Annotated in this window: 25 protein-coding genes and 1 other RNA gene; 9 read left to right on the top strand and 17 right to left on the bottom strand. The window is 55.9% G+C overall.

The genetic code is table 11. The features are described 5' to 3' along the window. Nucleotides 1-56 precede the first annotated feature (56 nt). From GURA_RS21890 to GURA_RS25160, 3 genes are all read right to left on the bottom strand, one after another. Complete coding sequence (locus GURA_RS21890) at nucleotides 57-518, bottom strand: hypothetical protein (protein ID WP_232278956.1); 462 nt, start codon at nucleotides 516-518, stop codon at nucleotides 57-59. 101 nt (nucleotides 519-619) lie between these two features. After that, complete coding sequence (locus GURA_RS25165) at nucleotides 620-892, bottom strand: DUF507 family protein (RefSeq protein WP_011941077.1); 273 nt, start codon at nucleotides 890-892, stop codon at nucleotides 620-622. Between the two features lie 83 nt (nucleotides 893-975). Next, nucleotides 976-1,260 carry a DUF507 family protein gene (locus tag GURA_RS25160; protein ID WP_011941076.1) on the bottom strand — a complete coding sequence of 95 codons (285 nt, stop codon included), beginning with the start codon at nucleotides 1,258-1,260 and terminating at the stop codon, nucleotides 976-978. Nucleotides 1,261-1,443: 183 nt separating this feature from the next. Between GURA_RS25160 and aroF the strand changes: the two genes are divergently transcribed. Continuing rightward, nucleotides 1,444-2,472, top strand: coding sequence for a 3-deoxy-7-phosphoheptulonate synthase (gene aroF / locus GURA_RS21875; RefSeq protein ID WP_011941075.1), 1,029 nt, complete (start codon nucleotides 1,444-1,446; stop codon nucleotides 2,470-2,472). Between the two features lie 42 nt (nucleotides 2,473-2,514). Then, nucleotides 2,515-2,689, top strand: a non-coding RNA gene (ssrS, locus tag GURA_RS23805) — 6S RNA. Nucleotides 2,690-2,736: 47 nt separating this feature from the next. On the opposite strand, the gene GURA_RS21870 is transcribed toward ssrS, so the two are convergent. The 3 genes from GURA_RS21870 to GURA_RS21865 form a co-directional block, all read right to left on the bottom strand. Beyond that, entirely contained in the window at nucleotides 2,737-5,175 is a 2,439-nt protein-coding gene (locus tag GURA_RS21870) for a type I restriction endonuclease subunit R (RefSeq protein ID WP_268741757.1), read from the bottom strand. Nucleotides 5,176-5,376: 201 nt separating this feature from the next. Continuing rightward, complete coding sequence (locus GURA_RS23800) at nucleotides 5,377-5,595, bottom strand: hypothetical protein (protein ID WP_083764995.1); 219 nt, start codon at nucleotides 5,593-5,595, stop codon at nucleotides 5,377-5,379. A 133-nt stretch (nucleotides 5,596-5,728) separates the two neighbouring features. Next, nucleotides 5,729-7,474 (bottom strand): ATP-binding protein, encoded by a 1,746-nt coding sequence (locus tag GURA_RS21865; RefSeq protein ID WP_011941073.1) that lies wholly within the window; start codon nucleotides 7,472-7,474, stop codon nucleotides 5,729-5,731. A gap of 363 nt (nucleotides 7,475-7,837) precedes the next feature. Here GURA_RS21865 and GURA_RS21860 point away from each other — a divergent pair, with 363 nt between their 5' ends. The 4 genes from GURA_RS21860 to recQ all read left to right on the top strand — a co-directional run bounded on the left by GURA_RS21860 (nucleotide 7,838) and on the right by recQ (nucleotide 12,283). Continuing rightward, nucleotides 7,838-9,079 (top strand): spinster family MFS transporter, encoded by a 1,242-nt coding sequence (locus tag GURA_RS21860; RefSeq protein WP_011941072.1) that lies wholly within the window; start codon nucleotides 7,838-7,840, stop codon nucleotides 9,077-9,079. Beyond that, nucleotides 9,080-9,703, top strand: a complete 624-nt coding sequence (locus GURA_RS21855; protein WP_011941071.1) for a lysophospholipid acyltransferase family protein — start codon at nucleotides 9,080-9,082, stop codon at nucleotides 9,701-9,703. A 35-nt stretch (nucleotides 9,704-9,738) separates the two neighbouring features. Then, a complete protein-coding gene (locus GURA_RS21850) occupies nucleotides 9,739-10,071 on the top strand; it encodes a hypothetical protein (RefSeq protein WP_011941070.1) in 333 nt (110 codons plus the stop codon). Nucleotides 10,072-10,135: 64 nt separating this feature from the next. Further along, the gene (gene recQ / locus GURA_RS21845) at nucleotides 10,136-12,283 is read left to right on the top strand and encodes a DNA helicase RecQ (protein ID WP_011941069.1); all 2,148 of its coding nucleotides are present in this window, start codon (nucleotides 10,136-10,138) and stop codon (nucleotides 12,281-12,283) included. Between the two features lie 108 nt (nucleotides 12,284-12,391). On the opposite strand, the gene GURA_RS21840 is transcribed toward recQ, so the two are convergent. The 5 genes from GURA_RS21840 to GURA_RS21820 form a co-directional block, all read right to left on the bottom strand. Beyond that, the gene (locus GURA_RS21840) at nucleotides 12,392-13,792 is read right to left on the bottom strand and encodes a DegQ family serine endoprotease (RefSeq protein WP_011941068.1); all 1,401 of its coding nucleotides are present in this window, start codon (nucleotides 13,790-13,792) and stop codon (nucleotides 12,392-12,394) included. Nucleotides 13,793-13,878: 86 nt separating this feature from the next. Next, complete coding sequence (locus GURA_RS21835) at nucleotides 13,879-15,288, bottom strand: sensor histidine kinase (protein WP_011941067.1); 1,410 nt, start codon at nucleotides 15,286-15,288, stop codon at nucleotides 13,879-13,881. 4 nt (nucleotides 15,289-15,292) lie between these two features. Beyond that, complete coding sequence (locus tag GURA_RS21830; RefSeq protein WP_011941066.1) at nucleotides 15,293-15,967, bottom strand: response regulator transcription factor; 675 nt, start codon at nucleotides 15,965-15,967, stop codon at nucleotides 15,293-15,295. 74 nt (nucleotides 15,968-16,041) lie between these two features. Next, nucleotides 16,042-16,860, bottom strand: a complete 819-nt coding sequence (locus tag GURA_RS21825) for a pyruvate, water dikinase regulatory protein (RefSeq protein ID WP_407639323.1) — start codon at nucleotides 16,858-16,860, stop codon at nucleotides 16,042-16,044. A gap of 95 nt (nucleotides 16,861-16,955) precedes the next feature. After that, nucleotides 16,956-18,116 carry a M20 family metallopeptidase gene (locus GURA_RS21820; RefSeq protein WP_011941064.1) on the bottom strand — a complete coding sequence of 387 codons (1,161 nt, stop codon included), beginning with the start codon at nucleotides 18,114-18,116 and terminating at the stop codon, nucleotides 16,956-16,958. A 137-nt stretch (nucleotides 18,117-18,253) separates the two neighbouring features. On the opposite strand from GURA_RS21820, the gene prmA reads away from it, so the two are divergent. The 3 genes from prmA (at nucleotide 18,254) to GURA_RS23095 (ending at nucleotide 20,824) form a co-directional block, all read left to right on the top strand. Next, entirely contained in the window at nucleotides 18,254-19,201 is a 948-nt protein-coding gene (gene prmA / locus GURA_RS21815; RefSeq protein WP_011941063.1) for a 50S ribosomal protein L11 methyltransferase, read from the top strand. After that, nucleotides 19,202-19,942: a 16S rRNA (uracil(1498)-N(3))-methyltransferase gene (locus tag GURA_RS21810; RefSeq protein WP_011941062.1), complete on the top strand. Its 741-nt coding sequence runs from the start codon at nucleotides 19,202-19,204 to the stop codon at nucleotides 19,940-19,942. Nucleotides 19,943-20,056: 114 nt separating this feature from the next. Continuing rightward, the gene (locus GURA_RS23095; protein WP_011941061.1) at nucleotides 20,057-20,824 is read left to right on the top strand and encodes a hypothetical protein; all 768 of its coding nucleotides are present in this window, start codon (nucleotides 20,057-20,059) and stop codon (nucleotides 20,822-20,824) included. 1 nt (nucleotide 20,825) lies between these two features. On the opposite strand, the gene GURA_RS21800 is transcribed toward GURA_RS23095, so the two are convergent. The 6 genes from GURA_RS21800 to GURA_RS21775 form a co-directional block, all read right to left on the bottom strand. After that, nucleotides 20,826-21,986 (bottom strand): ribonuclease D, encoded by a 1,161-nt coding sequence (locus GURA_RS21800; RefSeq protein ID WP_041245607.1) that lies wholly within the window; start codon nucleotides 21,984-21,986, stop codon nucleotides 20,826-20,828. 65 nt (nucleotides 21,987-22,051) lie between these two features. After that, on the bottom strand, nucleotides 22,052-23,095 hold the full coding sequence (hisC, locus tag GURA_RS21795; protein ID WP_011941059.1) for a histidinol-phosphate transaminase: 1,044 nt from the start codon (nucleotides 23,093-23,095) through the stop codon (nucleotides 22,052-22,054). 18 nt (nucleotides 23,096-23,113) lie between these two features. Continuing rightward, nucleotides 23,114-24,178, bottom strand: a complete 1,065-nt coding sequence (gene mqnC, locus GURA_RS21790; RefSeq protein WP_083764992.1) for a cyclic dehypoxanthinyl futalosine synthase — start codon at nucleotides 24,176-24,178, stop codon at nucleotides 23,114-23,116. A 96-nt stretch (nucleotides 24,179-24,274) separates the two neighbouring features. Beyond that, entirely contained in the window at nucleotides 24,275-25,357 is a 1,083-nt protein-coding gene (mqnE, locus tag GURA_RS21785) for an aminofutalosine synthase MqnE (RefSeq protein WP_011941057.1), read from the bottom strand. 46 nt (nucleotides 25,358-25,403) lie between these two features. Continuing rightward, on the bottom strand, nucleotides 25,404-26,018 hold the full coding sequence (locus GURA_RS21780; RefSeq protein WP_011941056.1) for a UbiX family flavin prenyltransferase: 615 nt from the start codon (nucleotides 26,016-26,018) through the stop codon (nucleotides 25,404-25,406). Beyond that, the gene (locus tag GURA_RS21775) at nucleotides 26,015-26,887 is read right to left on the bottom strand and encodes a 4-hydroxybenzoate octaprenyltransferase (RefSeq protein WP_011941055.1); all 873 of its coding nucleotides are present in this window, start codon (nucleotides 26,885-26,887) and stop codon (nucleotides 26,015-26,017) included. The genes GURA_RS21780 and GURA_RS21775 overlap by 4 nt, the downstream gene beginning before the upstream one ends. Nucleotides 26,888-26,900 lie beyond the last annotated feature (13 nt).

The raw sequence follows: 26,900 nt of genomic DNA, 5'->3' as shown, positions 1-26,900 counted from the left end.
TATGAAGGGGGGTAAATTTCTTCGGGGATGTTTTGCTGTGCCTGCCGAGATACTGGTCAGTTGCGCTTGGCCAGGGCTTTGGTTATCGCATTGGACATCTCGTTTGCCAGGCGTTTTGCAAGGCGCTGTCGCTCTATGTCCAGGGTCGAACGGTCATGTTCGAAGAAGCTGTCCACGGGAATGAAGATTTCCAGGGTAGGGTCCTTTTCCTCCGCCTCGAAGAGGCGAAGACGGGCTTTCGCCCTCAGTTCGGTTGAGCAGCAGCCGGCATTTTCAATATAGCTCCAGATCTCGCCGGTAACGTAGACCTGTCTTTCCAGCCAGGCCGGGTCAACGTCTTTGGGGTCTTCCTTGATGATGTAGTACCATTTCACATCGGTCTGGAGACGGCTGTTGTTCAGGTCGTCGACGAAGTCGTTGAAGACGGTTTCGCTGAATGCTTCAGGAACGAGGCTGTTGGTGAAGGGCTGCACATAGACGATGCTCTGTTCCGGTGCGGGATTGAAAGCCGGTGCCATGGTGACCTTTGCCCCCGGTGCGCAACCGTTTAAAAACAGCAAGCAGTGAGTAGCAAGCAGTAAACAGCAAAAAACTTTGATTACCGATGGAACTTTACGCATTACCATTTCCTCTTCGCCATCTCTTCGGCGTAAAATTTCTGGTAAAGAATCTCCCATTCCCTGCTCCCTGGCACCTTGGCCTGGGAGTAGGAGGCCAGTTTTTTCCTGACCGCTTGGTCAATGTCCTCAGCCACGGAAAAAAAGTCGCTGATGGCATCCTTTATGGCATTAAGCGATCTTACCTCGTCGGGGAAATCGGCCAGGTCGTCTTTCCAGAGTTTGTCGTATATTTTGTGAGCTATGTGGGAGATGCGGTCTTCGGAAATGTGCATGACTGCTCCTTGAAGGATCGAGGTCCGAGGAGCGAGGTTTAAAATCCTCGAACCTCGGACCTCGCTCCCCGTTCCTGCTTTTATTAGAGAACTATCTTCCGTTCCTTGGCCAGTTTTTCCTTGATCATCCGCAGCATCTTGTGGTGATCAATCCCTGCATTTCCCCCCATGGCGCGCAGAGTCTGTTCGAGAAGCTTTTCCGCATCCCTTTCCAGTGCCTCCTCGGCCTTGATGTCGTCTGATATGGCGATTTTTATGGCGTTGAGCGCTGCACCACGTTCCTGTTTCAAGGCGATGAGGCCGGCTGCGGAGAGATCCCCCAGCACCTTTTCGGCCAGTTTGCCGATTTGATCTTCCTTTAGTCGCATGGGCCATCCCCTTGTCGTTTAAGCTTGCGGTTAAAACATGATGTCCAGTGGCGTATTCTACGATATCCCGACAAAATTGCAACACTTTCCCGTGGCAAAATTCATCAGGCAGTTCACCGTTGACATTTTCCCTTACGCTGCTATGTTAAACGTGCTTCAGAAATCCGCTACGGGGAGGACGCTATGCTTATCGTCATGAGCTACAATGCCGGAGAGGAAGAGATCGATGCCGTCGTCAAGGCGGTTGAGGAGATGGGCTATAAGGCCAAGCCGATTCCCGGCGGTGAACGGACCGCTATCGGCGTTCTGGGGAATACCGGCTATGTGGACGATGTGATCATCAGGGACCTGCCCGGTGTGCAGGAGGTTATCCATGTCTCCAAACCCTACAAGCTTGTTTCCCGGGCTTTTCACCCGCAGAGCAGCATCATAAATGTTTGCGGGGTGGAAATCGGCGAGGGGTGCCGACCGGTTGTCGCCGCTGGTCCATGCGCGGTGGAAAGTGAAGAGCAGATCGTCAAAACCGCCCTGGCGGTCAAGGCGGCCGGCGCCGATCTGTTACGCGGCGGCGCTTTCAAGCCGAGAACCGGCCCCCATACGTTTCAGGGGTTAAGAGAAGAAGGTTTGCGACTGTTGGCCCTGGCCGGCAAAGAGAGTGGCCTCCCCATCGTCACTGAGGTGATGAGCCCGGAAAGTGTCGGGATTGTGGCGGAATACGCCGACCTCCTCCAGGTAGGTGCGCGTAATATGCAGAACTTTGACCTGTTGCGGGAGGTGGGCCGTATCGAGAAACCGGTCCTCCTCAAGCGGGGGATGAGCGCTACCATCGAAGAGTTTCTTGCTGCCGCGGAATACATCCTGGCGGAGGGGAATCCCAACGTCATCCTTTGCGAGCGCGGCATTCGCACCTTCGAAACCGCTACCCGCAATACCCTCGACCTTTCGGTGGTGCCGCTCATCAAGGAATTGTCCCATCTGCCCATCATGGTTGATCCCTCCCATGCCACCGGCAAACGAAGCCTTGTCCCTCCCATGTCGAAAGCCGCCCTGGTAGCGGGAGCCCACGGCATTCTCGTTGAGGTTCATCCGGAACCGGAGAAAGCGCTTTCCGATGGTCCGCAATCTTTGACTTTCCAGGGCTTTGACAAGCTGATGGAGGAGGTAAGAAAGCTTAACCAGTTCCTTGGCTACGGCGCTGAAAAAGACGCTTGATTTATCCCCAAGGCAGGAATAAAATGAAAACACAAATATGGTTTCTCTCTGCCCTGTTCGTGAGGTTAGTACGCCCCTGCGGAATAATCGAAGAACGGGAGCCTTTTTAAACTGTGGTGTGCTGCCCCTTGCGGGATTTGCCTGAAGCAGTGTAAAGGAGCCCACCTATTAGGGAACTCGCTGTGAGGCCCCGAACCAACGGCATGGTGGAGAGAATGTAGACGGGAAGTTTCGGATAACGGAGCTTCCCGTTTTTTTTGTCACTCATTGGTGAAATGCCATCGTTCCCGCGCATGTCTGATAGAGATGAGCAAACACCAGGTCTGCCCGTGCGGAAATTTCGTGCTCTGCATAACCTGTTTCAGGCAGGTTGACGAAGAGATGCTTGATGATTTCTGCTTTGACCTGGGCCTGGGCCGTGGCTTTTTCCCGCCAATGGTCGATCTGGAGCTTGTCGGATAGCAGCTTGTCCAGCAGTTCCTTTGCCACCTCCTTGATCCGTTCCCGTTCGGGCCGGGTCTGGGTGTCCTTCTGCAGCAGGTCGAACACCTTCTGCACTTCCACGGCATCCTTGTCCTTGTTATACTCCTTGTTATACTCCGCCACGATCTCCTGGTAGCGCTCGTACAGATCCACGCGGGTCGGATTCCGTGCGATCATCGCCTCAAGCCGCTTTTCGATCTTTTCCCGCAGGTTGAGCATCTTGATGTTGGGGCACGTGCGCTCGAATTCAGCCTGCAAGCGGCTGATATCGATTTTGGTCAGCTCGTAGCGTACAGGGGGCTCATTTACGGTCAAGGTATCGGTGGTCACCGCCGTATCTATCACAGCATAAAGCGCCTGGAGCATTTCGCTGACATCCGGGCTTTCCTTGCTCTCCTGCAACCGGTTATAGATGGCCGCGATTGCATTCTCCTGCTCGTCGTAAGCGTACAGTCCTGGATTGGGAAAGATGCCCCGGAACCTGGCTGCGATGTCATCGGCCATGACCTCGAAGGTCTTGCGCCGTTCGTCAGTCTCGCAGACAGTGTTTACCCCCCGCAGGATCATCGCTTGCTTGTCGAACCCGTTGGCTGCGATCAGCTCGTCCAGATTGAATCCGCAGCCGGTCAGGAAATCCTGTGCTGCCCGGATCGACTGGCCGTACTCAGCCACTGCCTCGGTATCGTCACGAAGGATGTCCTGGTCAGAGCCCTTGCGGTCACCTTGAGCGAATGTAGCCAGCGCCTTTCGCAAACTCTTCAGCATGCCGTTGTAGTCGATGATGAGACCGTTCTTCTTGCCGCCGCCGACCCGGTTCACGCGGGCGATGGCCTGCATCAGGGTGTGGCCCTTCATCGGTTTGTCCAGGTAGAGGGTGGCAAGGCACTTCACGTCGTAACCGGTCAGCCACATGGCACAGACGATGACCACCCGGAACGGGTGTTCCGGCTTCTTGAACTCCAAGTTCAGATCCCGATGGACCATCTTTTCCCGGTGCGGAACGATATCCAGCTCCCACTTGCGGAACTCGGCCACTTCTCCCTGCTCCGGCGAAACGACGACGCAAATCTCCGTCTCCTTCATCCACTCCACCTGGGCACGGCGAATCAGCGTGAATCTGTCCGGTGCCTTGCCGTCCATGGCTTTCGCCTTCTTGTTGGTGGCCGCGCCGCAGCCGGTATAGGTGCCGAAAATCTGTTCGTCCAGTTCGTTCCGGTCGGTCATCACCACAAAGGTATACTTGGCCGAGATCTTGCGGTGGGTCTTCTCGGTCAGGAAGATCATCGAGTATGACTTCCCCGAACCCTGGGTATGCCAGAATACCCCCAGCCGTCCCGCCTCTACCTCGGCCTGCATGCCCGGCTCTTTCGACAGCAGCTTGCCGATCACTTGGTTTACGCCAAGATACTGGTGGTTACGCGCCACTATCTTCTGGAGTTCCCCCTCGGTCCGGTCAAAGAGAATGAAGTTCTCAACCAGATCGAGGAGGGCTTCCTTGTTCAGCATGCCGCGCAGTAACAACGGCAGGAGTGGCTGATCGGCGGTCGGTTCCGGGTCTTCTTCTTTTTGCCGTTTCCAGCGAGAGAAATGCTCCATGATAGAAGTGATGGAGCCGTACTTGGCATCGACGCCATTGGACAGCAGGATCAGCGCGTTCCAGTGGAACAGGTGGGGGATGGTGTCCTTGTAATCGCTGTAGTTCTGCTTAAATGCCTTATCGATGTGCTGGTCATAGCGTTTCAGCTCGATGAACACCAATGGCAATCCGTTGACATAGCCGAGAACGTCAGGCCTTCGCCTGTACGTATCTCCCTTTACCCAAAGTTCCCTTACCACCAGAAACCGGTTCTTCTTCGGGTTGGCCGGGTCGTCAAAATCGACCAGTTTCAGCCGCCGGTCAGTCATCCTCCCCGCTTCGTCGCGATATTTGACCGGCACTCCGTCCCGCAGTAGCCGGTACTTTTCCTTGTTCACCTGTAGCAGAGTCTTGGTGCGGTCGTCCGCCGTTACCTGAGCCAGCGCATCGTGGTAGGCATCATCCGGCAGGCCCGGATTCAGGCGGCGCAGTGCGGCCTCCACGTCTCTCCGGAGTACTACCTCCCGGTCGGAGGTTCGCCCCAGGAGGCTCTCAGGGCCGAAACCTTCGGTGTCGTAGGCGAACACGGAATCCCACTTCAGCTCCTGCTCCAGCAGCTCCGCCGTGGGTTGTTGGATCAGTATGTCTTCGGAGTAGTCCTTGCGGGGTATATCCCCTCCACTATTGGTTCATCTTTAGCTCATACTGCTTAGATATAGACCGTTTTGAGCCAATAAGAAATGCTGCAATTTCAGGTGGTTTGTTAAATCTATCGCCCATTCTATTGACCGATCTTGGGAGATATGGAGCATTTTGTCCTATAGATTTCTGGGTTGTTTTCGCAGTTATCCAGTTGTCTGCTTCGGTAACGCGTCCTGATCCGTAACGGTTACCCGGTCGATCTGATCGCCATGCCAGACTATCAGGGAAGTACCGGTTTGTGCTGCTACTTGCCGGGCACGTTTTGCGGCACGGCGGAGGGCATTGAAGGAACCAGCCAGATCGCTGTCTTTAGAGTTTTCAATCGAATTCTGGTTAATGATTATTTGCTCCAGTCTATTCACTATCGTCCAAGAAATCACCCATAAGCATAAATATGGGCGATAATTAAATCGTTACTATTCAAACAGTTATCGCTGCATTATCGCCCAGATATCGCCCAATAGGGCAAGATACGGTGCGTTTTGTCCGATAACTTCACTTTGCCAGCCAGTATCGCCGACCACGTTTGTCACCCTCAAACAGCACCTGTCGTGCGGCAATGAGAGCATCAATGGCACGTTTAACTTGCTTGTAAGGGATCTCTGCCCCAATTCGTCTATTGATCTCACCACCAGCCGAACGGGGGTAACGGCTAAGGTCTTCTACAATAAGAGCCTGCAAGCGATGCGGCTCAATACGTTGGAGTGTCGTACTGGCAGGGAACTCCAGTCGCCGCAGCACGTCAGGATCGACGAAATAGCGTGTCGCCTGGGTTCTGCCGCTGCTCAGGACAAGCCCCCAGCTCAGCAGGCGATTGATCCAGGGAGACAGCACATCGACCGACGAGAGCTCCAGCGCCTTGGCCAGTTCCCGTGCCGTCAGGGCTTCATGCTGGGCCAGCAGGCCAAGGGCTATCCGCTCCCGCTGTGTCAGCTGGAAGGTTTGGTCCGCCTTGGCCATGAAGTCGATAATCTGCGGTTTGAGAATACGCCGCCGCACTGTTACTTCGAAACGGTCCGGCCCCTCCTTCGGCTCAGGCACCGGCTTTCCCTGGGAGAGGAGGACTTCGTACATCTTGTCATAGCCGCTCCCTTCGCGCTCCATAAGCTTCAGGTCGTGAAATATCCTGGCCAGATGCTCGTTACGCCGCACTGTGGTATGCAGCAGGTTCTGCGGGGTTACACCCAGTGGCAGCAGACCCGGATTCACGACCTCCAGCCGGTCCGGGTGGAGGTTCAGGAAAATGTCACCCCTCTGGGTATAGGGGCGGTGCGCCAGAGCGTTTACCAATAGCTCGCGGACGACGATTTCGTCGTACAGCGGCACATGCTGGCGAAAGAGACCATCGGGCAGCTCGTAGCGCTCGCGGAAGTCCGGTACTTCCCGCCAAACCGCCTCGATCAGCTCCATCGGCGTCAGGTTGAAGTCATCCCAGGCGATCTTGTTGACCTTCTTCCTCTGCTCGTCATACTTTATGAACTGGATCACCGGCGCGGTGCCAAGCCGTGCCCGATCCTGGTGACGACCGACACAGAGAATCCCCAGGTTGGTCAGCCATTTGCCATAAGCCAGCAGATAGTGGTCCAGCAGTTCATCCTCGCTCTTTTCCTTTACCGACTCCTTTACCCGATCCGAGGCCCTTATTCCGGCCACGAAGGTCGCCAGCTTCTGCGGGTCCGTCTCGCCACGGGAGACATGCAGGGTCGTCTGGGTCTCCCACGGAAGGGCCGACCGCTCGGCAGCCAGCCGCATCACTTCGTCACCCACAACCGGCTTGCTCTCGTCAGCTACACGCAGAAAGTAGTGGCCATCTGGCGTCGAGGCCACGGCCATCGACCGGGGAATCTGCAGATCGATGTATTCAGATCCATTGTCGGTTTGGCGGATTTCAGGCAGCACGGTTACGTTCACCGTCCGCTCTCCTAACTTTCTGCGGATCAGGTCGGGGAGGCCTGGATCGATGCGTTGCTCCACCGGCGGCACGTCATCATTATTCTCAATGCCAATTAGCAACCGCCCGCCCTGGGCATTGGCAAAGGCGATGCAGTCCTTGGCAAGTTCCTTCCAGTTGGCTGTGTTACCAGTGACGGTACGCAGTGACTTCTTGTCGAGGAGTTGACCTTCCTGGCTCATGTTTCGACCTCCTTGGGTGCTTACATCCAGCGCTCCGGACATCAGCTTGGGGAGGAGCATGTCGCGGGCTCCCTTGAGGATTTCGTATTCGTTCTTGATCCGCCCCATCGCGTCGTCGATGGACTGGCCGACATCCTTCCCTTGGAGTTGGCCAGCAGCTGGTCGGCGGCTTCCCAGAGTTCTTTTTCGATCCGATGCGTATTCATTATGTTCTCTTTGGTTTGTTAGTAATGGAGCAAACTTGCTTTACCATGTACTTATCAGAATCAGGGGTGCTTTTCCATTAAAAACAGTTACCCTTGAGCCTCTTACGGAATTCAACCTGAATGACAGGTAATTTCGGAGGAGCAGCGCACCTGCAACTTCTTGCAAGAGGCGCCGCTGTGAAGAACGTCCGAGTTTTCAATAGCAAACACGCCGGTTTTCTGGTAGAAATTTCGGTAGCCATTTCATTCCGAGGTAAAAGCGCAGATGAACGATGCTTCAGAAAACCGCCGCTACTCCCGCTACGCCCTGGCCCTTCTATTGGCGGTCAACCTCCTCAATTACATCGACCGGCAGGTGCTCTACGCCGTATTCCCGCTGATAAAGGCGGACCTGCTCCTCTCCGATACGGCCCTCGGCTTTCTGGGAAGCGCCTTCATGCTCTGCTACATGGTTTCCGCCCCGTTCTTCGGCTGGCTGGGGGACCGCGGCAGCAGGACGCGCCTCGCCGCCTTCGGTCTGGTTACCTGGAGTCTGGCCACTTCTCTTGCCGGTTTCGCCCCGGGCTACCGGACACTTCTGGCTGCCCGCACCGTGGTCGGGGTTGGTGAAGCCAGCTTCGGCACGGTCTCACCCGGACTCATCGCCGATTATTTCCCCAAGGAGCGGCGCGGGCGGATTCTCGCCTATTTCTACCTGGCGATACCGGTCGGCAGCGCACTCGGTTATCTCCTGGGGGGAGTAATCGGCCAGGGTCTCGGCTGGCACGCCGCCTTTCTCATAGTCGGGGCACCGGGACTCCTGCTGGCCCTTCCCGTCTACTTCCTCCGCGAGCCGGGGCTGGGCCGTGTGCATATCCCGACTACGGGCAGTAACCCGCCCGTCGACAACGCCTTCGCTCTTTTGCTCAGAAACCGTTCGTTCGTTACCACCACCCTGGCCATGGCCGCCATGACCTTTGCCCTCGGGGGGCTGGCCCAGTGGGTTCCCTCTTTCTTTAACCGGGTACATGGGCTGGATGTGGCGCGGGGCAATACCCTGTTCGGCGCCATCACGGTGGCGGCCGGCATCGGCGGCACACTGGCCGGCGGCTGGCTCGGCGACCGGTTTCAGCTGAAAAGCTCCAAGGGCTATCTGCTTGTGTCAGGCTGGGGTTTTGTCATTGGGGCTCCCGTTGCCGCCCTCGCCATTATCGCCCCGTCCCTTCCCGCCTCGCTTGCGGCCATCTTCGTCGCCGAGTTTTTCCTGTTTTTCAACACCGGTCCGCTCAATACCGTGATCGTCAACGTCACCATGCCTTCCCTGCGGGCCACTGCTTTTGCCGTCAATATCTTTTTCATCCATGCCTTGGGGGATGCGGTTTCTCCGACCATTCTCGGCTTCTGCTCCGACATGTGGGGGATAAGGGCGGCACTCCTTATCGCCCCGGTTGCCGTCGTGGCGGCCGCTTTTTTCTGCTTCTACTCGACAAGATTTATTGAGGCTGACATGGGAAGGGTCGTGGAATAGATGCCGGTGTATCGCCTGTTGCGCATAATCTTTGCCCTCTATTTGCGCATGTTCCATCTTCTGCGGTTAAAAGGGGTGGAGCATATTCCTGCGGCCGGACCGGTGATTCTCTGCGCAAACCATTCCAGCTATTTCGACTCCATGCTGCTGGCACTCTGTACCAGGCGCCAGGTCCATTTCCTCATCCATCACGCCTTCTATCACCACCCCCTGCTCGGGTGGTTTGTCAGGAAATGCGGGGCGATTCCCGTTGCCCAGAGCGGAAACGACAAGGAAGCCATCAGTAAGGCTCTATCTATCCTTAAGGAGGGAGGGGTGCTCGGCATCTTTCCGGAAGGGAGGCTGACCCGGACCGGCTTGCCGAATGAGGGGAAGCCGGGTGCAGCCCTGCTGGCTGCGGCAAGCGGTGCGATCATGATTCCGGTCACCATATCGGGTGCTTACGCAGTCTATCCGAAAGGGAAGAAGAGGCCGGGAGCCGGAACCATCCTGGTGGAGGTACATCCCCCGATTAAAACGGATCGGGCGAGGAGGAAGGATAAGGTGTACCTCCGGGACGTGACAGAACGTATCATGGGCAGGATCGCCAGGAGATTGGCGGCCCATGCGAGAAAGAGATCATAAGCAGTTACATCGCCGTTAACGGAGGGAGAACGCCCATGCGGAAGTTTTTTGGCATACTGCCCAAATGGTTGGTGCTTGTGGTGTGCTTCCTGCTGGTCGCCCTGGTTGGTTACGCGGATTATATTACCGGCGATTATTCGATGCTCATTTTTTACCTGGTTCCGATTGCCCTGGCGGCATGGTATGTCGGCAGGTTCGGGGGAATTGCAATGGCCGTGGCATCGGGGGGTGTGCGGATTGGTTCCGATTATTCCAGCTTTACCAGCACCTCCCGCATGTACTGGAACTGTGTTGAAGACATGATTTTTCTCCTGGTTGTGGCACTCTTGATTTCGACCATTAAAAAACAGCTTAAGGATGAATACTGACGGTTACTTGGGTCAGACAGACGAAACTGCACCAATTTCCCCCGCTTTATACGGAGTACGCAGTATGTATGAGAATCCACAGGCGACCCTGCTTAAGGTCTTTGGCTACAACACTTTCCGCCAGCCCCAGCAGGAGATCGTTGAAGGACTGATCCGCGGCGACGATGCCTTCGTCATCATGCCGACCGGTGGCGGCAAGTCGCTCTGTTACCAGATCCCGGCGCTCCATCGGCCGGGAGTCGGGATCGTGGTCTCGCCGCTCATTTCTCTGATGAAGGATCAGGTGGATGCCCTCCGTGCCAACGGCGTGCGCGCAGCCTTTTACAATTCGTCACTAGGCGAAGTGGAGGCGCGGCGAGTGCTGGCTGAACTGCACAACCAGGCGCTGGACCTCATCTACGTGGCGCCTGAGCGATTGATGTCGGAGCCGTTTCTGGAACGGCTCAAGGAGATGGAGATTGCTCTGTTCGCCATCGACGAGGCCCATTGCGTTTCCCAATGGGGGCATGATTTCCGTCCGGAATACGTGCAGCTCGGGCGTCTCCGCCGGCTTTTCCCACAGGTGCCGATGATCGCCCTGACCGCCACCGCCGACGCCCAGACCAGGGGGGACATCATCGAGCGTCTTGGCCTGCAAGGGGCCGCCTGCCACGTGGCGGGCTTCGACCGCCCCAATATCCGCTATACGGTCATGGAAAAGCAAAAGCCATTCGTTCAATTGACGACGTTTCTGGCTGGACGTGGGCGGGATGAAGCCGGCATCGTCTATGCCTTGAGCCGCAAGCGGGTGGAGGAGGTGGCGGAACGCTTGTCTGCTGCCGGCATTGCAGCCGCCCCCTATCATGCCGGGCTCCCTGACCGGGAGCGCTCGCGGGTTCAGGAAGCGTTTCAGCGTGATGAACTGCAGGTGGTGGTGGCGACCGTGGCCTTCGGCATGGGGATCGACAAGCCCAATGTCCGGTTTGTGGTCCATTACGACCTGCCGAAGAACATCGAGAGCTATTATCAGGAAACAGGCCGCTCCGGCCGCGATGGCCTCCCGGCCGAGGCGTTGCTCCTCTTCGGTTACGGCGACATTGCCGTTGCCCGCAGCCTCATCGAAAACGGCGGCAATGCGGAGCAGAACCGGATCGAGCTGCACAAGCTGAACGCCATGGTCGGTTTTGCCGAGGCGGTAACCTGCCGCCGCCGGGTGCTGCTCGGCTATTTCGGCGCGACACTGGCTGAAGACTGCGGCAACTGCGACATCTGCATCAAGCCACCCGAACGGTACGATGCCACGGAAGAGGCACAGAAGGCGCTCTCCTGCGTCTACCGGGTCGGACAGCGCTTCGGCATGGGGCACGTGATCGATGTGCTGCGCGGTTCACACAACCAGCGCATCCAGACGCTTGGCCATGATAAGCTCTCGACCTACGGCATCGGCCGGGGACTCTCTTCCGATATCTGGGGGAGCATTTTTCGCCAGCTCGTGCATCTCGGTTACCTGGAGCAGGACCTTGCCGCGTATTCGGTGCTCAAGCTTACTGCGAAGGCCAGGCCGCTGTTACGCGGCGAAGAGAGGCTGACTCTTGCCAGGCCGAGGGCCAAGGCGATACCGGTGAAAAATGCGCCGCGTACCACCGCAACGGGCGGAGCATACGACGAAGGGTTGTTCCAGTCACTGCGCGCCCTGCGCAAGCAACTGGCGGACGATGCCGGCGTTCCTCCTTTCGTCGTCTTCGGTGACGCCACCCTGGCGGAAATGGCCCTGGCGCGCCCTCATGATGCCGAGGCCCTGCTCCGCATCAGCGGAGTGGGGGTACACAAGCTGGGGCGCTACGGAGCGGATTTTCTTGCGGTAATTCGCGAGCATTGCGGTCTTGCACCGGCGCCGCTTGCCGGCGTGCCGCAGGCGCCGTCTGTCAAGGAAGGGCTGAGTGATACCCACCTGGAAACCTGGCGTCTCCATCAGGAGGGGCTGAATCAGGATGAGATTGCCGCCCGCCGCGGCCTGACCGCAGTTACTGTAGTCGGCCACCTGGAAGCGCTCATTCAGGCCGGTAAACCCGTCGATATCGACCGGCTGGTCGCAGCCGGGCATAGGGTGATGATCGAGGCAAAAATAAGGGAGGTCGGGAGCAACAGTCCGCTGAAAGCGATCAAAGACGGCCTCCCCGATGTCATAAGTTATGAAGAGATCCGGTTGGTGCGGGCCTGCCATCGGCAGTGATTTGCCGATGTCGGAGATGGCGATCAACGGGTAAACCGCAGAAGAAACAAAAACCCCCGTCCTTTACCGGCCGGGGTTTTTTTTATGTGTGGTTGGTGGAAGGTTTTGCTACTCGACCTTGAAGGCCACGAAGAGGGAACTTTCTCCCCTGCGCAACAAGAGACGTATTACCCCGCCCTTCTTGTGTGCGGTAACTGCCTTTTCATAATCGCCGATACTGTCGATCCTGGCGCCGTTGATTTCCCTGATGATGTCCCCAATGGAGATCCCGGCCTGTTCAGCACTGCCGCCGGCCTTGATCTCCGTCACGACAACACCGCTTTGCTCTTTGATCCCCATCCTGGCAGCCAGATCCTTGTTCAGCGCCCTGACGGTCATTCCCAGTCTGTCCTGTCCTATTCCCGGCTGCCCGCCCGCTTCTCCATCCTTGAGTCGTTCAACGGTCACGGGAACATCTTCGGATTTTCCTTCACGCAATATTTTGACCGTAACCTTTTTCCCGACCGGTGTTGCCGCTACCAGCCGAGGCAGTTCGTTCATCTCATGGATCATCTTGCCATTGAACTCCAGGATGATGTCGCCGGTCTTTATGCCGGCTTTTTCGGCCGGGCTATCCTTGACAATCTCGGCAACCAGCGCGCCTTTTTCCCCCTCCAAGTCGAATGACTGGGCAAGTTCAGGGGTTATCGGCTGTATGGAAACCCCGATCCATCCCCTCGTTACTTTTCCTGTTTCCTTCAACTGGGTAATGATGTTCTTTGCCATGTTGACCGGAATGGCGAAACCGATTCCCTGTCCGCCGGCGATGATGGCGGTATTGATGCCGATTACTTCTCCGTGAGCATTGAAAAGGGGGCCGCCCGAGTTGCCGGGGTTGATGGATGCGTCGGTCTGGATAAAGTCGTCATAGGGGCCGCTGCCGATTACCCTTCCCTGGGCGCTGACGATCCCGGCAGTTACCGTCTGTGCCAAACCGAACGGATTACCGATCGCCATTACCCATTCGCCCACTTCAATGGTGTCGCTGTCCCCCAGGGTTGCGACCGGCAGATGGTCTTTGGCGGAAATCTTGACCAGGGCGAGATCGAGCTTTTCATCGGAGCCCTTGATCTCACCTTTAAATTCGCGACCGTCGGAAAGCTTCACCTTGATTTCATCAGCACCGGACACAACGTGGTTGTTGGTAATGATGTACCCCTCGTCGCTTATTATGAAACCCGAGCCGAGGCTCTTCTGCTTATAGGGGTGTTGCTGAGATTCATCGAAAAACCGATCAAAAAAATCCTGGAATGGGTCGTTACCGAAAGGGGTGCCGAAGGGGCGCTGAAAACGTCGTTGCGGCTTTATGGTCTTAGCCGTGCTGATATTCACTACGGTCGGTTTAAGTTTCTTTGCCAGTTCGACGAAATCCGGGGTGACGGCCTTCGCCGGAGCGCTTTCGCTAAAAAGGCCTGACAACGTTACGCAACAGATGACGAGTGCCAAAATCTTTGTAGATTGTTTACGCATGAATGCCTCCTTAAGAAAATTGCCGTATAAAGATAATAATCGGAATTCTCTTTGTCAACCGCATGAAGCATATTTCCGATGCCGGATCAGGGGGGTGTTGTCGGGAGATAAACGGTGAAGGCGCAGCCACCGCCGGGGTTGCACTGCAGTTCAACCCTGCCGCCGTGCGCTTCGCTGAGCGACCTGACAAGGGAGAGCCCAAGTCCGCTGCCGCCGTCCTTACGGTTCCTGGCCTTGTCTACTCGGTAAAACTGGTCGAAAATATAAGGGAGGTCTTTTTCGGGGATTCCCGGACCGGAGTCTATTACCGAAACCTTTGCCCAGCCAGGTTCATGTTCAAGGAGCACACGGATTTCACCACCGTACGGAGTGAATTTCAAGGCGTTATCCAATAGGTTGAGGAATATCTGTTTAAGCCGCAGTATGTCCCCTGATACATAAACCGGCCCGCTGCCGGTCATGGCAATAGCTATCTTCTGTTCCTCTGCAGGCAACCTGGTCTGCTGGACAAGATTCTGAAGCAGCTCTTGCAGGTCCACCCGTTTCAGATCAAGGGTAAGTTTCCCCTCTTCTGCCCTGGACAATTCGAGGAGATGAGCGATGATATCCGACATCCTGTTTATTTCTTCCAGGTTGCTCCGCAGGATTTTCTTAAACTCATCGGGATTGCCGCACCAGCGGAGGCCAACTTCAGTCTCTCCGCGAAGTATGGTCAGCGGGGTGCGCAATTCATGGGAAACATCGGTGGAAAACCGTCTCGTGCGATTAAAGGAGCTCTCCAGCCGGTCAAGGGTGTGATTGAAGGTCTCGGCCAGTCGTCCGATCTCGTCGTTGGGGTTGACCACTTCCAGGCGGTGGCTCAGGTTTTCTGCGCTGATTTTCTGTGCGCTCCGTGTGATGAGATCGACAGGTTTCAATGCCCTGCCGGCAAGAAACCACCCTCCACACCAGAGCAGAAGAAGGGACGACGGTATGGAAACGGTTAAAACAAGAAGTATCTTGTCGAGGGTTTCTGTAACGCCAGTGAGTGGTGCTCCCACCTGGACGATCTGTTCAAGCCGGCCATCTGCCATGACCGGCAAGACAATGGTGCGGATGCGGTGAGCATGTGGTCCCTTCCGGGTCTGAGAGGAGCTTTTGCCGAGGCCGGCAATCAGCAGGGTCGGTTTGTCCAGAGGAAGGCGGAACTGTTGAAGGTTTTTCGAACGGGAAAAGACCCGCCCACTGGCGTCGGATATCTGCACGAATTTATCGGCGAACTTGGGACCGATGAAATCCTCCAGTACCTGGTCCAGCACTGACGGCGCCGAGTTGCGGAATGGCTCCAGGGTGGGACTGGCCACTGCTTCTGCAATGGCCAGTAGTTCCCGGTCTACTTCTGCAAAGAGCCGACTACTGATGGTCAGATAGAGAAACGTGCTGAACAGCAGCAAAATGACGGCCGATGTTACCAAGTACCAGAGCGTCAGAGTGAAACGGATTGATCTGAAAAACAACTAATCAATCCTCCTCTTTCAGGATGTAACCAACCCCTCGGACAGTGTGGATCAGCTTTTTGTCGGCATCACGGTCGATCTTCTTACGCAGGTAATTGACATAAACATCAATGATGTTGGTAAAGCTGTCGAAGGTGTAATCCCAGACGTGTTCGGCAATCATGGTTCGGGTCAAAACTTCGTGCGGGTTGCGCATGAAGTATTCAAGCAGCCCATATTCCTTGGCGGTGAGATCAATCTCCTTGTCTTTGCGCCATACCTTGTGGGTTACCGGGTCAAGACGCAGGTCGCTGAAACGTATTTCGGCGCCCCGGTCCTGTTCGCTCCTGCGCAGCAGTGCCCTGACCCTGGCGAGAAGTTCGGCAAAGGCGAAAGGCTTGGTCAGATAATCGTCCGAACCGGAATCGAGGCCGGCCACGATGTCTTCAACCGAATCCTTGGCGGTCAGCATCAAAACCGGGGTTGCGTTTTTTTGGTTCCTCAGCTCCTTGAGCACACTAAGGCCATCCTGCTTGGGAAGCATCCAGTCGAGTATGATCAGATCATATGGCATATCAAGCGCCATTTTTAATCCTTCCTCGCCGTCACTTGCCGTAAGGACTTCATATTGTTCTTCTTCCAAACCGCGCTTGATGAAACTCAATACTTTTTTCTCATCTTCCACTACCAGAATTCTCATGATGACTCCCTCTCTTTGTGTTGATATTTTATTTTGCTCTGCATGTCCTGAAAATGGGGCGACATAAATTCAAGTCAGTCAGGAAAACCCTCGTCGTATCTCTTTAAAATCTCCGCAGCAGACTCTTCCACTGACTTGTTCGTCACGTCGATCACCTGCCAGTCCGGGTGTTTTCGGTACAGTTTGCGGCAGTAATCCAGCTCTTCCTCGACCCGCTGGTAATCGGCATAGCTGCCGCGCGGGCTTTGCCGCATGTTGCGCAGGCGCGCGCTCCGGATATCGACGAGCCTCTTTGCATCGATGATGAGTCCCACCACCCGGATCTTTTCAACCTGATAGAGTTCCTTGGGCGGCTCTATGCCGAGGACGATGGGGACATTGGCAACTTTGTACCCCTTGTGGGCCAGATACATGGAAAGCGGGGTTTTCGAGGTCCTTGAAACCCCGACAAGAACGATATCCGCCTTGTAGAGATTTCTCGGTTCCTGGCCGTCGTCCTGCTTGACGGTGAAGTCGACCGCCTCCATTCGCTTGTAATATTCGGTGTTGAGCTGGTAGAGCAGCCCCGGCTCCTTTTGCGGCGGTATTCCGAGCAGGCTCGCCAGTTTGAAAAGGAGGGGAGTTATCAGGTCAATCGCTTCCAGCTCACGCAGATTTGCTTCATTGTGCAAGTATTGTGCAAGTACGTTGTCAACGAGGGTGTAGAAAATAACGCCGGGTTGTTTTGCTGCTTCATCAAGGGCCAGGCTGATATCTTCACGCGTCCGCAGGCGGCTCATCCGGTGGAGTTTCACATCCACATTCTTGAACTGGGTCAAGGCGGCGCGTACCACCCTTTCGACTGTTTCTCCCGTTGCGTCGGAGAGAAGATATATCCGCTGCATAGTAATCATCCTGCTCAAAGCATGTATTTATATATAGCGTATCGGCGTGTCCTGGAAATTCATTAAATATATACCATGATTTTAACGTTACGCAAAAAAATAAATCATCCCGACTTGAATTCTTTGATAATTTTTTGCTGCCATTCGGTGGAGGCGATCAGTTCCGTCGCTGTCAGGGCCATTGCCCTGGCCCCCTCCAAGACAGCTTCCTTCCCCTTCTCGGAGACCGTTGCCCTGGCAAAATCCTCACTGTGAATATGAAGTCCGTCACCAATGGGGACATGGGGATGGATGGTTGGCACGACCTGCGAGACGTTGCCTATATCGGAGGAGCCTTTATTTTTATCGGCTGGCGCGGTCGATTCCTGAAGATCCAAATAGCTGAGCTGTGAGGAGTAGAGTGCGGAAAAGGCCCGGTTGATCCTGAGCGGCGCCAATACCCTCTCATCCTCGTCCACCAGGAGGCGGCAGCCGCTGGCAAGGGCTGCCCCTTGGGCACAGGCGATGACCCGCTTTTTTACCTCTTCTACCTCTTCCAGATCGTCAGCCCTGACGTAAAAGTAGCATCCCCCCCTTTCCGGGATGATGTTGGGCGCGACCCCTCCCTCGGTAATGATGCCGTGAACCCGTACGTTCTGGCGCAATTGCTGACGCAATGCATTGATTCCGTTAAAAGTCTGGATGACGGCATCCAGGGCGTTTATTCCTTCGTCAGGATAGGCCGCCGCATGGGCAGGCCTGCCGAGGAAGGTGAAACGCACTCTGGCAAGGCCCAGATACATTTTGACGACCTGCCGTTTTGATGAAGGATGAACCATCATGGCAAAATCCACGTCGTCAAGCGCCCCTTTTCTGACCAGCTCAACCTTGCCTATGCCCAACTCCTCTGCAGGCGTGCCGAGAACGATGATACGCGCGGCATCCTGCGGCAGGACATGGCGGAGGGCGAGGGCGGCGCCTACTGCGGCAGCAGCGATAATGTTATGGCCGCAGGCATGGCCCATTTCCGGGAGCGCGTCCATTTCGGCCAGTATGGCTATGCTTGGTCCGGCAGTGCCGATGCTGGCACGGAAAGCCGTTTCCAGTCCGGCAATGCCGCGTTCCACAACAAACCCATTTTTACCCAGTATTTCGGCCAGTAGCGCCGACGCCTTGAATTCCATGAGACCGGTTTCCGGGTGTCGGTACAGCTCTTCGGCTATTGCTGTCAGCTCTTCCCGCTTGCTCTCAACAAAGGCAAGAATGGATCTTTTTGCTGCGGACATGGTGGCATGTACTCCGAAATAATTTTAATGAAAATTACACCTCAGATTTCCTGTTTTGTCAAGGTTTTTATTGCTATTGCCTTATATATTCTGGTAGTTTAGCCTTGCATTTATATTTGTTGCCAGGAGAAGAATTTATGAAAACACTTTGGGCTGAGATTTCCTGCGAGGTTCCTGTGGCTATGGTGGACCTCTTGTCGGATTTTCTCGTTGAACTTTCCGGGAACGGCGTCAGCATCGAAAATCTTGCCCTCGATACCTTTTCCCTGGAAACGGTAGAAGATTCACCTGTAAAAACGGTAAAGGCCTATTTTAACGGTGACTCTCCACTTGGCAGCCAGCTTGACGCTATTGAGACCTTTTTGCATGCCCATGGCTCTGCTTTTGCCGGGTTTGTTTTCAAGCATCCTGTGGTGGCTACGATCAAGGAGGAGGACTGGGCAAACAACTGGAAAGAGTACTTCAAGCCCGTCCGCATCGGCTCACGACTGGTGATAAAGCCGACTTGGGAGGAATATGCTGCCGGCGAGGGTGATATTGTCCTGAAGCTGGACCCAGGCATGGCGTTCGGTACCGGCGCCCATCCAACGACAAAGATGTGTCTGGAAGTGCTGGAGATGATTTTCTACGGCGAGGGGCCGTACAATGGGGATGGGAAGCACCTCGACCCGGTCACGGTTCTTGACGTGGGCACCGGTTCCGGCGTGCTCAGCATCGCGGCTGCCAAGCTGGGCGCCGAGCGGATAACGGCCATCGACATAGACGCCGATGCCGTCTCGGTGGCGGAGGAAAATCTGGCGCTCAACGATGCGCTGCCTCTCGTTGCCGTATCGACCACCGCTCTTCAGGATGTGCCGGGGAGGTACGACATCGTCCTGGCAAACATACTCGCCGAAGAGTTGGTGCGACTGGCGCCGGAACTTGTCGACAGGACTGCGCCAGGTGGTTATCTGGTATTGTCGGGCATCCTGACGGAGAAGGAAGAGTTCGTCATCAACGGTTTTGGCGGTTTTGGTCTTTCCCTGATTGAACGCCGTCGCGAAGCGGAATGGAGCTGTCTCGGTTTCCGCCTGGAGAGCAAATAGGTGCGACGCTTCATCCTCGCTGACAGTATCATCAACGACGGCAAGGTTACGGTCAGCGGAGATCTGTTCCGGCACATGGCGAAGGTGTTGCGCCTGAAAGCGGGGACCAGCGTAATCCTGGCCGATGGGGCGGGGAGGGAATGCACCGGCGTTATTACCGCAGTCGGAGCCAAAAGCCTCGAAATCAGGGTGGAGGAGGGGCCGGCGGCGCCAACGGGAGATAATGGGCCGCGTATCACTCTCTACCAGGGGATGCCGAAAGGGGATAAACTGGAATTTATCGTCCAGAAATGCACGGAGTTGGGTGTCGCAGAGATAGTGCCCTTTACGGCCGCAAGATCCATTGCCAAAGTCACGCATCAGCGTGGCATGGAACGTATCGAGCGTTGGCGACGCATAGCAACGGAGGCTGCGCGGCAGTCAAAACGGCGGACAGTCCCGCAGGTGACGCTGGCTGAAAACCTGTCGGAAGTATTGCAGGCAGCGCAACATTCTGTTAAGCTGTTGCTCTGGGAGGAAGAGCAGGGGAACCGGCTCAAGGAAACCCTGTCCGGACTTCCCATTCCGGAAAGCATCGCCGTGCTTGTCGGCCCCGAGGGGGGGCTTACTGCTGAAGAGGCGGCCGCCGCATCTGCATGCGGTTTTATTCCCCTCTCACTTGGTAAACGGATCGTCAGAACTGAAACTGCAGGTATCATTATACTGTCAATTCTGCAGTTTTACTGGGGCGATATCGGCTGAATAAAGTTAATCACTCTCAGGGGCGGCAGGGAATGTTTTACTGCTTGCTACCGGACGGACGGCCAAGCGGCCGGACAAAATCAGCAGGCGAAGCGGACAAGGGGAGCGGAACTCATGAAATGCCCGAAATGCGGTTACAACAGTTTTGAATTTCTGGACAATTGCAAAAAATGCAGCATTGATCTCGTTGCATTCAAGGAATCCCTCGGCATCCGTCCGGTAATTCTTCCTTTTATGGCGAAAGCGGCTGAAGCTCCCGCAATGGGTTTTACAATTGCTAGCTCGATACTGGAGCAACCAGTTCCTGAAAACATCGCAGAGCCGCTAGTCGAAGATAACTCGTTCAGCTGGGATGAGTCCTTGGCGGAAGAGTCTCCGAAGCAGGAGGAATCGATTCCGGGCCTTGACATGGGTTCAGTTCAGGGTGAAAAAGATGATGCAGGGTTATTTTCTTTCGGAGAAGAATCCCCGACAGATTCATTTGGAGAATTTTCCTTCGAAGAAGTGGCAAAAGAGTCAAGCCAGCAGGCCGCTGCGCTTTCAGCCGTCCAGCCATCTGTTGAGGAGAGCTTTGCCGATCTCCTTGAATCAAACTCATCACTTGAAACCCCGTTTGCGACAGCTATCGGTGGAGGAGCAACCCTGGAGTTCGAGGGTTTTGTGGAAAAGGCGGCAGTTGCTGATACGAAGGAGAGTACCCCCGTTTCATTTGACGCTGCCCAGGATGAGTTTGAAATGGAAGACTTTTTTGCTCAGGAAGAAAACCTCGCCCCTGCCAAGACGGCAAAAAGTGTAATTCCGGAGCAGGGGGGGGTATCAATGGATGAATTTGATTTCCTGTTCGGCAGTGATGAAAGCGAGAAGGAAAAAACTTCTCCGTAAATTATGAAACGTTTTTGAGCAAATCCAGTAGTTCGGCGCCGAATTCCTGCTTTTGCCAGCGCTTTAAGCCTGGAATGCCCGCCAGCTTCTCCAGGCTATCGGGAGCGGCTTCCGACAAAGCTTCGAGCAGGCTGTTATTTGCAATAATCCCCACGCTTAGCCCCAACGCCGCCCCCTTGCCTTCTCTCCACTCCTTGAGCCGTTTCAGGCGTTCTTCCTGATAACGATCCTTTATCACCCGTTGCACAGTAGGATAATGCGGCAGTTTCTCGGCAGGAATCGACAATCCTTGTGCAACGACGTTAAGTATCTCCCGGCCGTACGTATCGATGAGTTTCTGCGATATGCCGGGTATGCCGGTCAGATCTGCGGCTGTGCGCGGTAGAAGTTCCGCCAGTTCGCGAAGAGGCTCGTTGCCAAGAATCCTGAACGGGGGGACATCTCTTTTTCTGGCCCGCTCGTCCCTGAAAAGCAGCAGTTTCTCCAGCACGGCAAGCGATCTGGGCTTCAGCTTCGCCGCTCCCTTAAAGCGGAGGAAGAGCGGTTCATTGTCCCGTGACGCAGCCCTGACGCAGGAAACGATTTCCGATTCCTCTTCTACCCAGGCAAGTCTCCCCTTTGCGCGCAGTTCATCCTCCAGTTGCAGGTAAAGCTTGATGAGGAGCGAGGTGTCCTTCATGGCGTACTCGATCATCTGCGGAGAAAAAGGGCGCTTGCTCCAGTCCGCCTTCTGATATTTCTTGTCCAGCTCTACACCGAATCTTTTTTTCAATGCTGCGGCAAGCCCGACTTCCTTTTCGCCGAGGAATTGGCTGGCAATCATGGTGTCAAAGAGATTGCGTACTTCGAAGCCGAAATCACGGTAGAGTGAACGCATATCATAATCCGCACCGTGAAAAACCTTGCGGACGGCAGGATTTGCCAGAATAGGCGCGAGCGGGGAGAGATCCAGGGGGGCAAGCGGATCGATGAGGGCTGTTTCCGAATTTGTCGAGACCTGGATCAGGCAGACCTTTTCCGTGTAGTGATGGAGCGAATCCGCTTCCAGGTCAAAGGCAAGGGTTGTTTCGGTGTTGAGTCGTTCCACGAGGCGGTTCAACGCTTGCTGGTCTTCAATTATGTCAGTTGACTCTTGTTGGTATTTATTCGTTTGCTTTTGCAAAAAATCCGCCGTTCCGCATCTGAAAATGCTTGCTGATGGTGAAAATAAATCAACTGCGCGCAAGGTCAACCGATTTCGCGCAGGGCTTCCATTGTTTTTTCCATTTCTTCACGGGTTCCGATGGAGATGCGCAGGCCGTGCGCAAGATTAGGGTCGGAAAAGTGGCGCACCAGTATTTTCCGGTCGAACAAACCTTGGTAAACCCTTGCGCCATCCCGATCCGGAGGCGTGGTGAAGACGTAGTTGCCACTCGAAGGAATGACGGAATACCTCAATTTGCGCAACTCTGCGCTGAACCAGTCGCGGGTTTCACAGATTTTTCGCACAGCTTCGCGAAAATAATCCTGATCGCCTAACGCAGCCACTGCCGCTGCCTGTGCGAGGCGATCAAGGTTGTAATGATCACGGATCTTGTCGAGGGCGGCGATCACTTCCGGTCGTGCCACTGCCAAGCCGAGGCGCATTCCCGCCAGGGAATAACTTTTGGAAAGGGTGCGCGTCACGACGACGTTTTCATATTTGCGCACCAGATCGAGGGCGGTGTCGCCGGCAAAATCAGCGTACGTTTCATCCACTACCAACATCCCTGCAACCCGTCCAGCCAGCTCTTCGATGAATTCCCGGCTGAAGGTGAAACCATAGGGAGCGTTAGGATTGGTGAGGAAAAAGATCTTGCCGTCGTAGCGCTCAGGGAAATTGGCCAGTTTCCAGTCATCGGTCAGGCCGTAAGTCTTGACCCGTGCTCCCTGTATTTCCGCCAGCGTTGCATAGTAGGAGTAAGACGGATAAACATAGGCGATCTCATCCCCTTCGTCGGCGAATGCCCTGATCAGATTGTTCAGTACCTCATCTGAGCCGTTGGCCATGACGATCCATTCAGGGAGAAATCCGTAGAGTCGCGCTGCCGCCTCGCGACCGGCCCGGCTGGCGGCATCGGGATAACGCCTCAGCCCCTCACCGACCTCTGCCATGATAGCCTCCAGCACCTTTGGCGACGGAGGGTAGGCATTTTCATTGGTATTGAGTTTGATATATGCTGCCGGGTCCTCCGGCTGGTAGCCCGGAACGTAGCCGGCCATCCTGGCAATGTTCTTCCGTAAGGGAATCATGGCAACTCCGTTTATTGATTAGTACTCTTCCAATATCTCGTAGGTGGTGGTGCGCCGCGCCGGGCTGAAGCCGGCGCCGCGGATCAGATCGATCATCTCGTCTCGGGACATGCGAAAGGTGCAGCCCGCCGCAGCCACGACGTTTTCTTCCAGCATGGTTCCTCCCAGGTCGTTGGCGCCGAAAAAGAGGGCCACCTGGGCCATCTTTGCCCCTTGGGTCACCCAACTGGCCTGGACATTGGCGATGTTGTCCAGAACGATGCGGGACAGGGCGAGCACCTTGAGATATTCCACGCCGCTGGCTGTGGTCCCCCCCAGTTCGGTATTTCCCGGCTGGTAGGTCCAGGGGATGAAGGCGGTAAAGGTTCCCCCTTCGGCTTGAAGTGCTCTGACCCGGAACAGGTGCTCGATGATGTCCTCCGGTCGTTCGCAGCTGCCGAACATCATGGTCGCCGTGGTCGGCATTCCCAATTTTGCCGCTTCCCGCATTACCGTCGCCCATCCCTGCCAGCCTATCTTCTTTGGCGAAATTTCCCGGCGCACGCTGTCAACGAGGATTTCCGCACCACCGCCGGGGATGGAGTCGAGACCGGAGTTTTTCAGCCGCCGCAGGGTCTCGGGAATCGTCAGGCCGGAGATCCTGGCAACCTGGGTCACCTCTGCCGGCGACAGGGAGTGATTCTGCACCTGGGGGAAGCGCGCTTTGATGCCGCGGAAGAGCTCTTCGAAAAACTCGATGCCGAGATGGGGGTGAAGCCCCCCCTGCATGAGGAGTTGAGTCCCTCCCTGCGCCACGAGCTCGGCAATCTTGGCGAATATGGCGTCGTTGTCGAGCAGATAAGCGTCTGTGGCGCCCTCATCACGGTAAAAAGCGCAGAATCGGCACTTTGACTCGCAGACATTGGTATAGTTGACGTTTCTGTCCACCACGAAGGTCACCCGGCCATCGGGGTGCAAGCGACGGCGGATGCCGTCGGCGAGCTTGCCGACCGCCAGAAGGTTGGCCCCGGTCAGGAGCCAGAGAGCTTCATCGCTGGTAATCGGGAGTCCGGCGTTTATATTATCCATTATCGTTCGCAGCATAATTCCAGTACCGGCTGAATTGAGATTCATTTAACCACTAATGCGCCAAGAGACAAAGGAAAATCGAGTTATGCCTCCCGGCGGTAACCAGAGGGATCAGTAAGTGTGCAGCTCATTGTAAAGCGTATCCCGCTCCACCGGCGTTCTCCCAGCCTTTCGTATCAAGGCGACGATATCGTCCCTGCTCATGGTTTGCGGCGATGCCGCTCCCGCGTCGTGGCCGATCTTTTCCTCCACCACCGTGCCGTCCAGGTCGTTGACGCCGAACGCCAGGGAAACCTGGGCGATCTTTTCGCCGAGCATCACCCAGTAGGCCTTGATGTTGGCGAAGTTATCCAGATAGATCCGGGCTACGGCCAGGGTCTTCAGGTCGTCGACGCCGCTGGTGCCGGCCTTTTTATCCAGCTTGAGCGGCGTATTCTCCGGCTGGAAGGCGAGGGGGATGAATACCTGAAAGCCGCCGGTCCGATCCTGTAATTCCCGCAGCTGCCGCATGTGGTCCACCCGGTCTGCAAAGCTCTCCAGATGGCCGTAGAGCATGGTGGCGTTGGACTTGAGCCCGGCCTCGTGGACCTCCTCCATGATAGCGAGCCACTTCCGGCCGGAAATCTTTTCCGGGCAGAGTTCGTCGCGGATCTTTTCACTGAATATCTCCGCTCCCCCTCCCGGCAGCGAGCCAAGCCCCGCACCCTTCAACTCGGCGAGTGTTTCGGCAATGGAAAGAGCGGAAATCTGCGACAGATAATCGATCTCCACGGCGGTAAATGCCTTGATATGGAGGGTCGGCGAGACCGCCTTGATCGTTCGCAGCATCTCCAGGTAGAACTCGAAGGGGAGATCGGGATGGAGACCGCCGACGATGTGGATCTCGGTCGCTCCCTGGTGCAGGGCCTCGGTTGCCCGGTTGCCGATCTCCTGCAGGTCGAGGAGGTAGGCGCCCGGCTCGTCCGCAGTGCGTGAAAATGCGCAGAACTTGCAGCGGTTGACGCAGATGTTTGTATGGTTGATGTGGCGGTTGACATTGAAGAAGACCCGACTGCCGTTTTTCGCTTCATTGGCAAGGGCCGCCAGTTCGCCGATGGCGAGAAGATCGTTCGAGTTGAACAGGAACAGGGCTTCGTCGTCGCTGATGCGCTCACCGGCGCGGACTTTTTCTGTTATCGATGCAAGGGAAATCATTACGCCTCATTCTCAAAAGATCCAGGTCTTAACCGCTCACTATTCACTATTCACCGTTGTTACCCCATCGTTTGAAAAGCTGGTGCTCCATGCCCAACAGGTCCAACACCTTGCCGACGATAAAGTTTACCATATCGTCAACCGATCCCGGCTTGTGGTAAAAGGCCGGCATGGCCGGGACCATGAATACTCCCAGGCGGGACAGCCTGAGCATGTTCTCCATGTGCACTTCGTGCAGTGGCGTCTCGCGCGGGATGACAATAAGTGTCCGCCGCTCCTTGAGCATGACGTCGGCGCAGCGCTCGATCAGATTCCCTGAATTGCCGCAGGCAATGCGGGAGAGGGTTCCCATGCTGCAGGGGGCGACAATCATGGCATGAGCCGTTGCAGAGCCGCTCGCTATGGGTGCAGACAGGTCATCCCCGGCATAATAACGGAGCCCTGTTTCGCTTGCCTGGAAATAGCCGCACAGTCGGCGCTGAACCTCTTCCGCGCTTCCTTGCCAATCCAGGCCGCATTCTTCTTTAAGCACGGCAAAACCTGCCTTGCTGATGAGCAGGTTGAGTCGTACCCTGCTGCGAAGTAGCTCTTGAGCGAGGCGCAGGCCGTAGACCGCCCCTGACGCGCCGGTAATGGCGAGAGTAAAATGACGGCTGTTCATGCCCCCCCCCGGTAAAACAGGATGTCGAGCAGGGTAAAGACCAGAACGGTGACGCTGATATAGCCGTTCATGTTGAAGAACGCGGCGTCGAGCCTGGTCAGGTCGCCGTCACGGAGCAGCCAGTGTTCGTAGGCAGTCAAGATGACGGTAATGGTCAGGCCGACAAAGAAGTACGGACCGAGGTGCAGTAGAAAGAAGAGGCCGGTCAAAAGAGCGATCATCAGCAGGTGGAAGATGCGCGCGGTCCAGAGTGAGCCGGAGATGCCGAGCCGTACCGGGATGGAGTGGAGTCCGCTGGTCCGGTCGAATTCCAGATCCTGTAGTGCGTAAAGGATGTCGAATCCGGCCACCCAGAGAAGAACCGCCAACGCCAGGAGCACGGCAGGGAGTTCAATCGTACCGGTAATGGCGATCCAGGCGCCGAGCGGCGCGGCAGCCAGGCAAAGCCCGAGCACCACATGGGCCAGAGCGGTAAAGCGCTTGCAATAGGAATAGAGCACGAGAAAAAAGAGCGCCACCGGCGAAAGATAGAGGCACAAAGGGTTGAGCATCCGGGCGGCAAAGAGCATGAGAGTGAGGGATAGGGCAATGAAAACGGCCACCATCCCCTTGCTGAGCAAGCCGGCCGGCAGGGCACGCCCGCTGGTTCGCGGATTCTGCCCGTCGATCTCCGCGTCTATCATTCGGTTCAGACTCATGGCTGCGGTGCGGGCACCGACCATGGCCATAAGTATCCAGAGCGTCTGGTAGGCAGTCGGCAGGCCGCGCGCGGCCAGCAATGCGCCGGTAAAAGCAAAGGGGAGAGCGAAGATGGTATGGGAGAACTTGATCATCTCCAGGAATACCTTGATTTTGTCGAACAGGTTCATCTGCGGCTCTCTG

Source organism: Geotalea uraniireducens Rf4 (assembly GCF_000016745.1).
In the GTDB taxonomy this organism is placed as follows: Bacteria; Desulfobacterota; Desulfuromonadia; order Geobacterales; family Geobacteraceae; genus Geotalea; species Geotalea uraniireducens.
This window is presented reverse-complemented; position numbering and strand designations above follow the sequence as displayed.

Bases quoted from the DNA above. Each gene is read 5' to 3' on its own strand.
- GURA_RS25160 (WP_011941076.1), bottom strand. From the start codon at position 1,260: ATGCGACTAAAGGAAGATCAAATCGGCAAACTGGCCGAAAAGGTGCTG.
- GURA_RS21860 (WP_011941072.1), top strand. From the start codon at position 7,838: ATGAACGATGCTTCAGAAAACCGCCGCTACTCCCGCTACGCCCTGGCC.
- GURA_RS21780 (WP_011941056.1), bottom strand. From the start codon at position 26,018: ATGAACAGCCGTCATTTTACTCTCGCCATTACCGGCGCGTCAGGGGCG.
- mqnC (WP_083764992.1), bottom strand. From the start codon at position 24,178: ATGCTGCGAACGATAATGGATAATATAAACGCCGGACTCCCGATTACC.
- prmA (WP_011941063.1), top strand. From the start codon at position 18,254: ATGAAAACACTTTGGGCTGAGATTTCCTGCGAGGTTCCTGTGGCTATG.
- GURA_RS21865 (WP_011941073.1), bottom strand. From the start codon at position 7,474: ATGGGGCGGATCAAGAACGAATACGAAATCCTCAAGGGAGCCCGCGAC.
- GURA_RS21840 (WP_011941068.1), bottom strand. From the start codon at position 13,792: ATGCGTAAACAATCTACAAAGATTTTGGCACTCGTCATCTGTTGCGTA.
- GURA_RS21775 (WP_011941055.1), bottom strand. From the start codon at position 26,887: ATGAACCTGTTCGACAAAATCAAGGTATTCCTGGAGATGATCAAGTTC.
- GURA_RS21820 (WP_011941064.1), bottom strand. From the start codon at position 18,116: ATGTCCGCAGCAAAAAGATCCATTCTTGCCTTTGTTGAGAGCAAGCGG.
- GURA_RS23095 (WP_011941061.1), top strand. From the start codon at position 20,057: ATGAAATGCCCGAAATGCGGTTACAACAGTTTTGAATTTCTGGACAAT.
- GURA_RS25165 (WP_011941077.1), bottom strand. From the start codon at position 892: ATGCACATTTCCGAAGACCGCATCTCCCACATAGCTCACAAAATATAC.
- recQ (WP_011941069.1), top strand. From the start codon at position 10,136: ATGTATGAGAATCCACAGGCGACCCTGCTTAAGGTCTTTGGCTACAAC.
- hisC (WP_011941059.1), bottom strand. From the start codon at position 23,095: ATGATTCCCTTACGGAAGAACATTGCCAGGATGGCCGGCTACGTTCCG.
- GURA_RS21830 (WP_011941066.1), bottom strand. From the start codon at position 15,967: ATGAGAATTCTGGTAGTGGAAGATGAGAAAAAAGTATTGAGTTTCATC.
- GURA_RS21890 (WP_232278956.1), bottom strand. From the start codon at position 518: ATGGCACCGGCTTTCAATCCCGCACCGGAACAGAGCATCGTCTATGTG.
- aroF (WP_011941075.1), top strand. From the start codon at position 1,444: ATGCTTATCGTCATGAGCTACAATGCCGGAGAGGAAGAGATCGATGCC.
- GURA_RS21825 (WP_407639323.1), bottom strand. From the start codon at position 16,860: ATGATTACTATGCAGCGGATATATCTTCTCTCCGACGCAACGGGAGAA.
- GURA_RS21855 (WP_011941071.1), top strand. From the start codon at position 9,080: ATGCCGGTGTATCGCCTGTTGCGCATAATCTTTGCCCTCTATTTGCGC.
- mqnE (WP_011941057.1), bottom strand. From the start codon at position 25,357: ATGATTTCCCTTGCATCGATAACAGAAAAAGTCCGCGCCGGTGAGCGC.
- GURA_RS21850 (WP_011941070.1), top strand. From the start codon at position 9,739: ATGCGGAAGTTTTTTGGCATACTGCCCAAATGGTTGGTGCTTGTGGTG.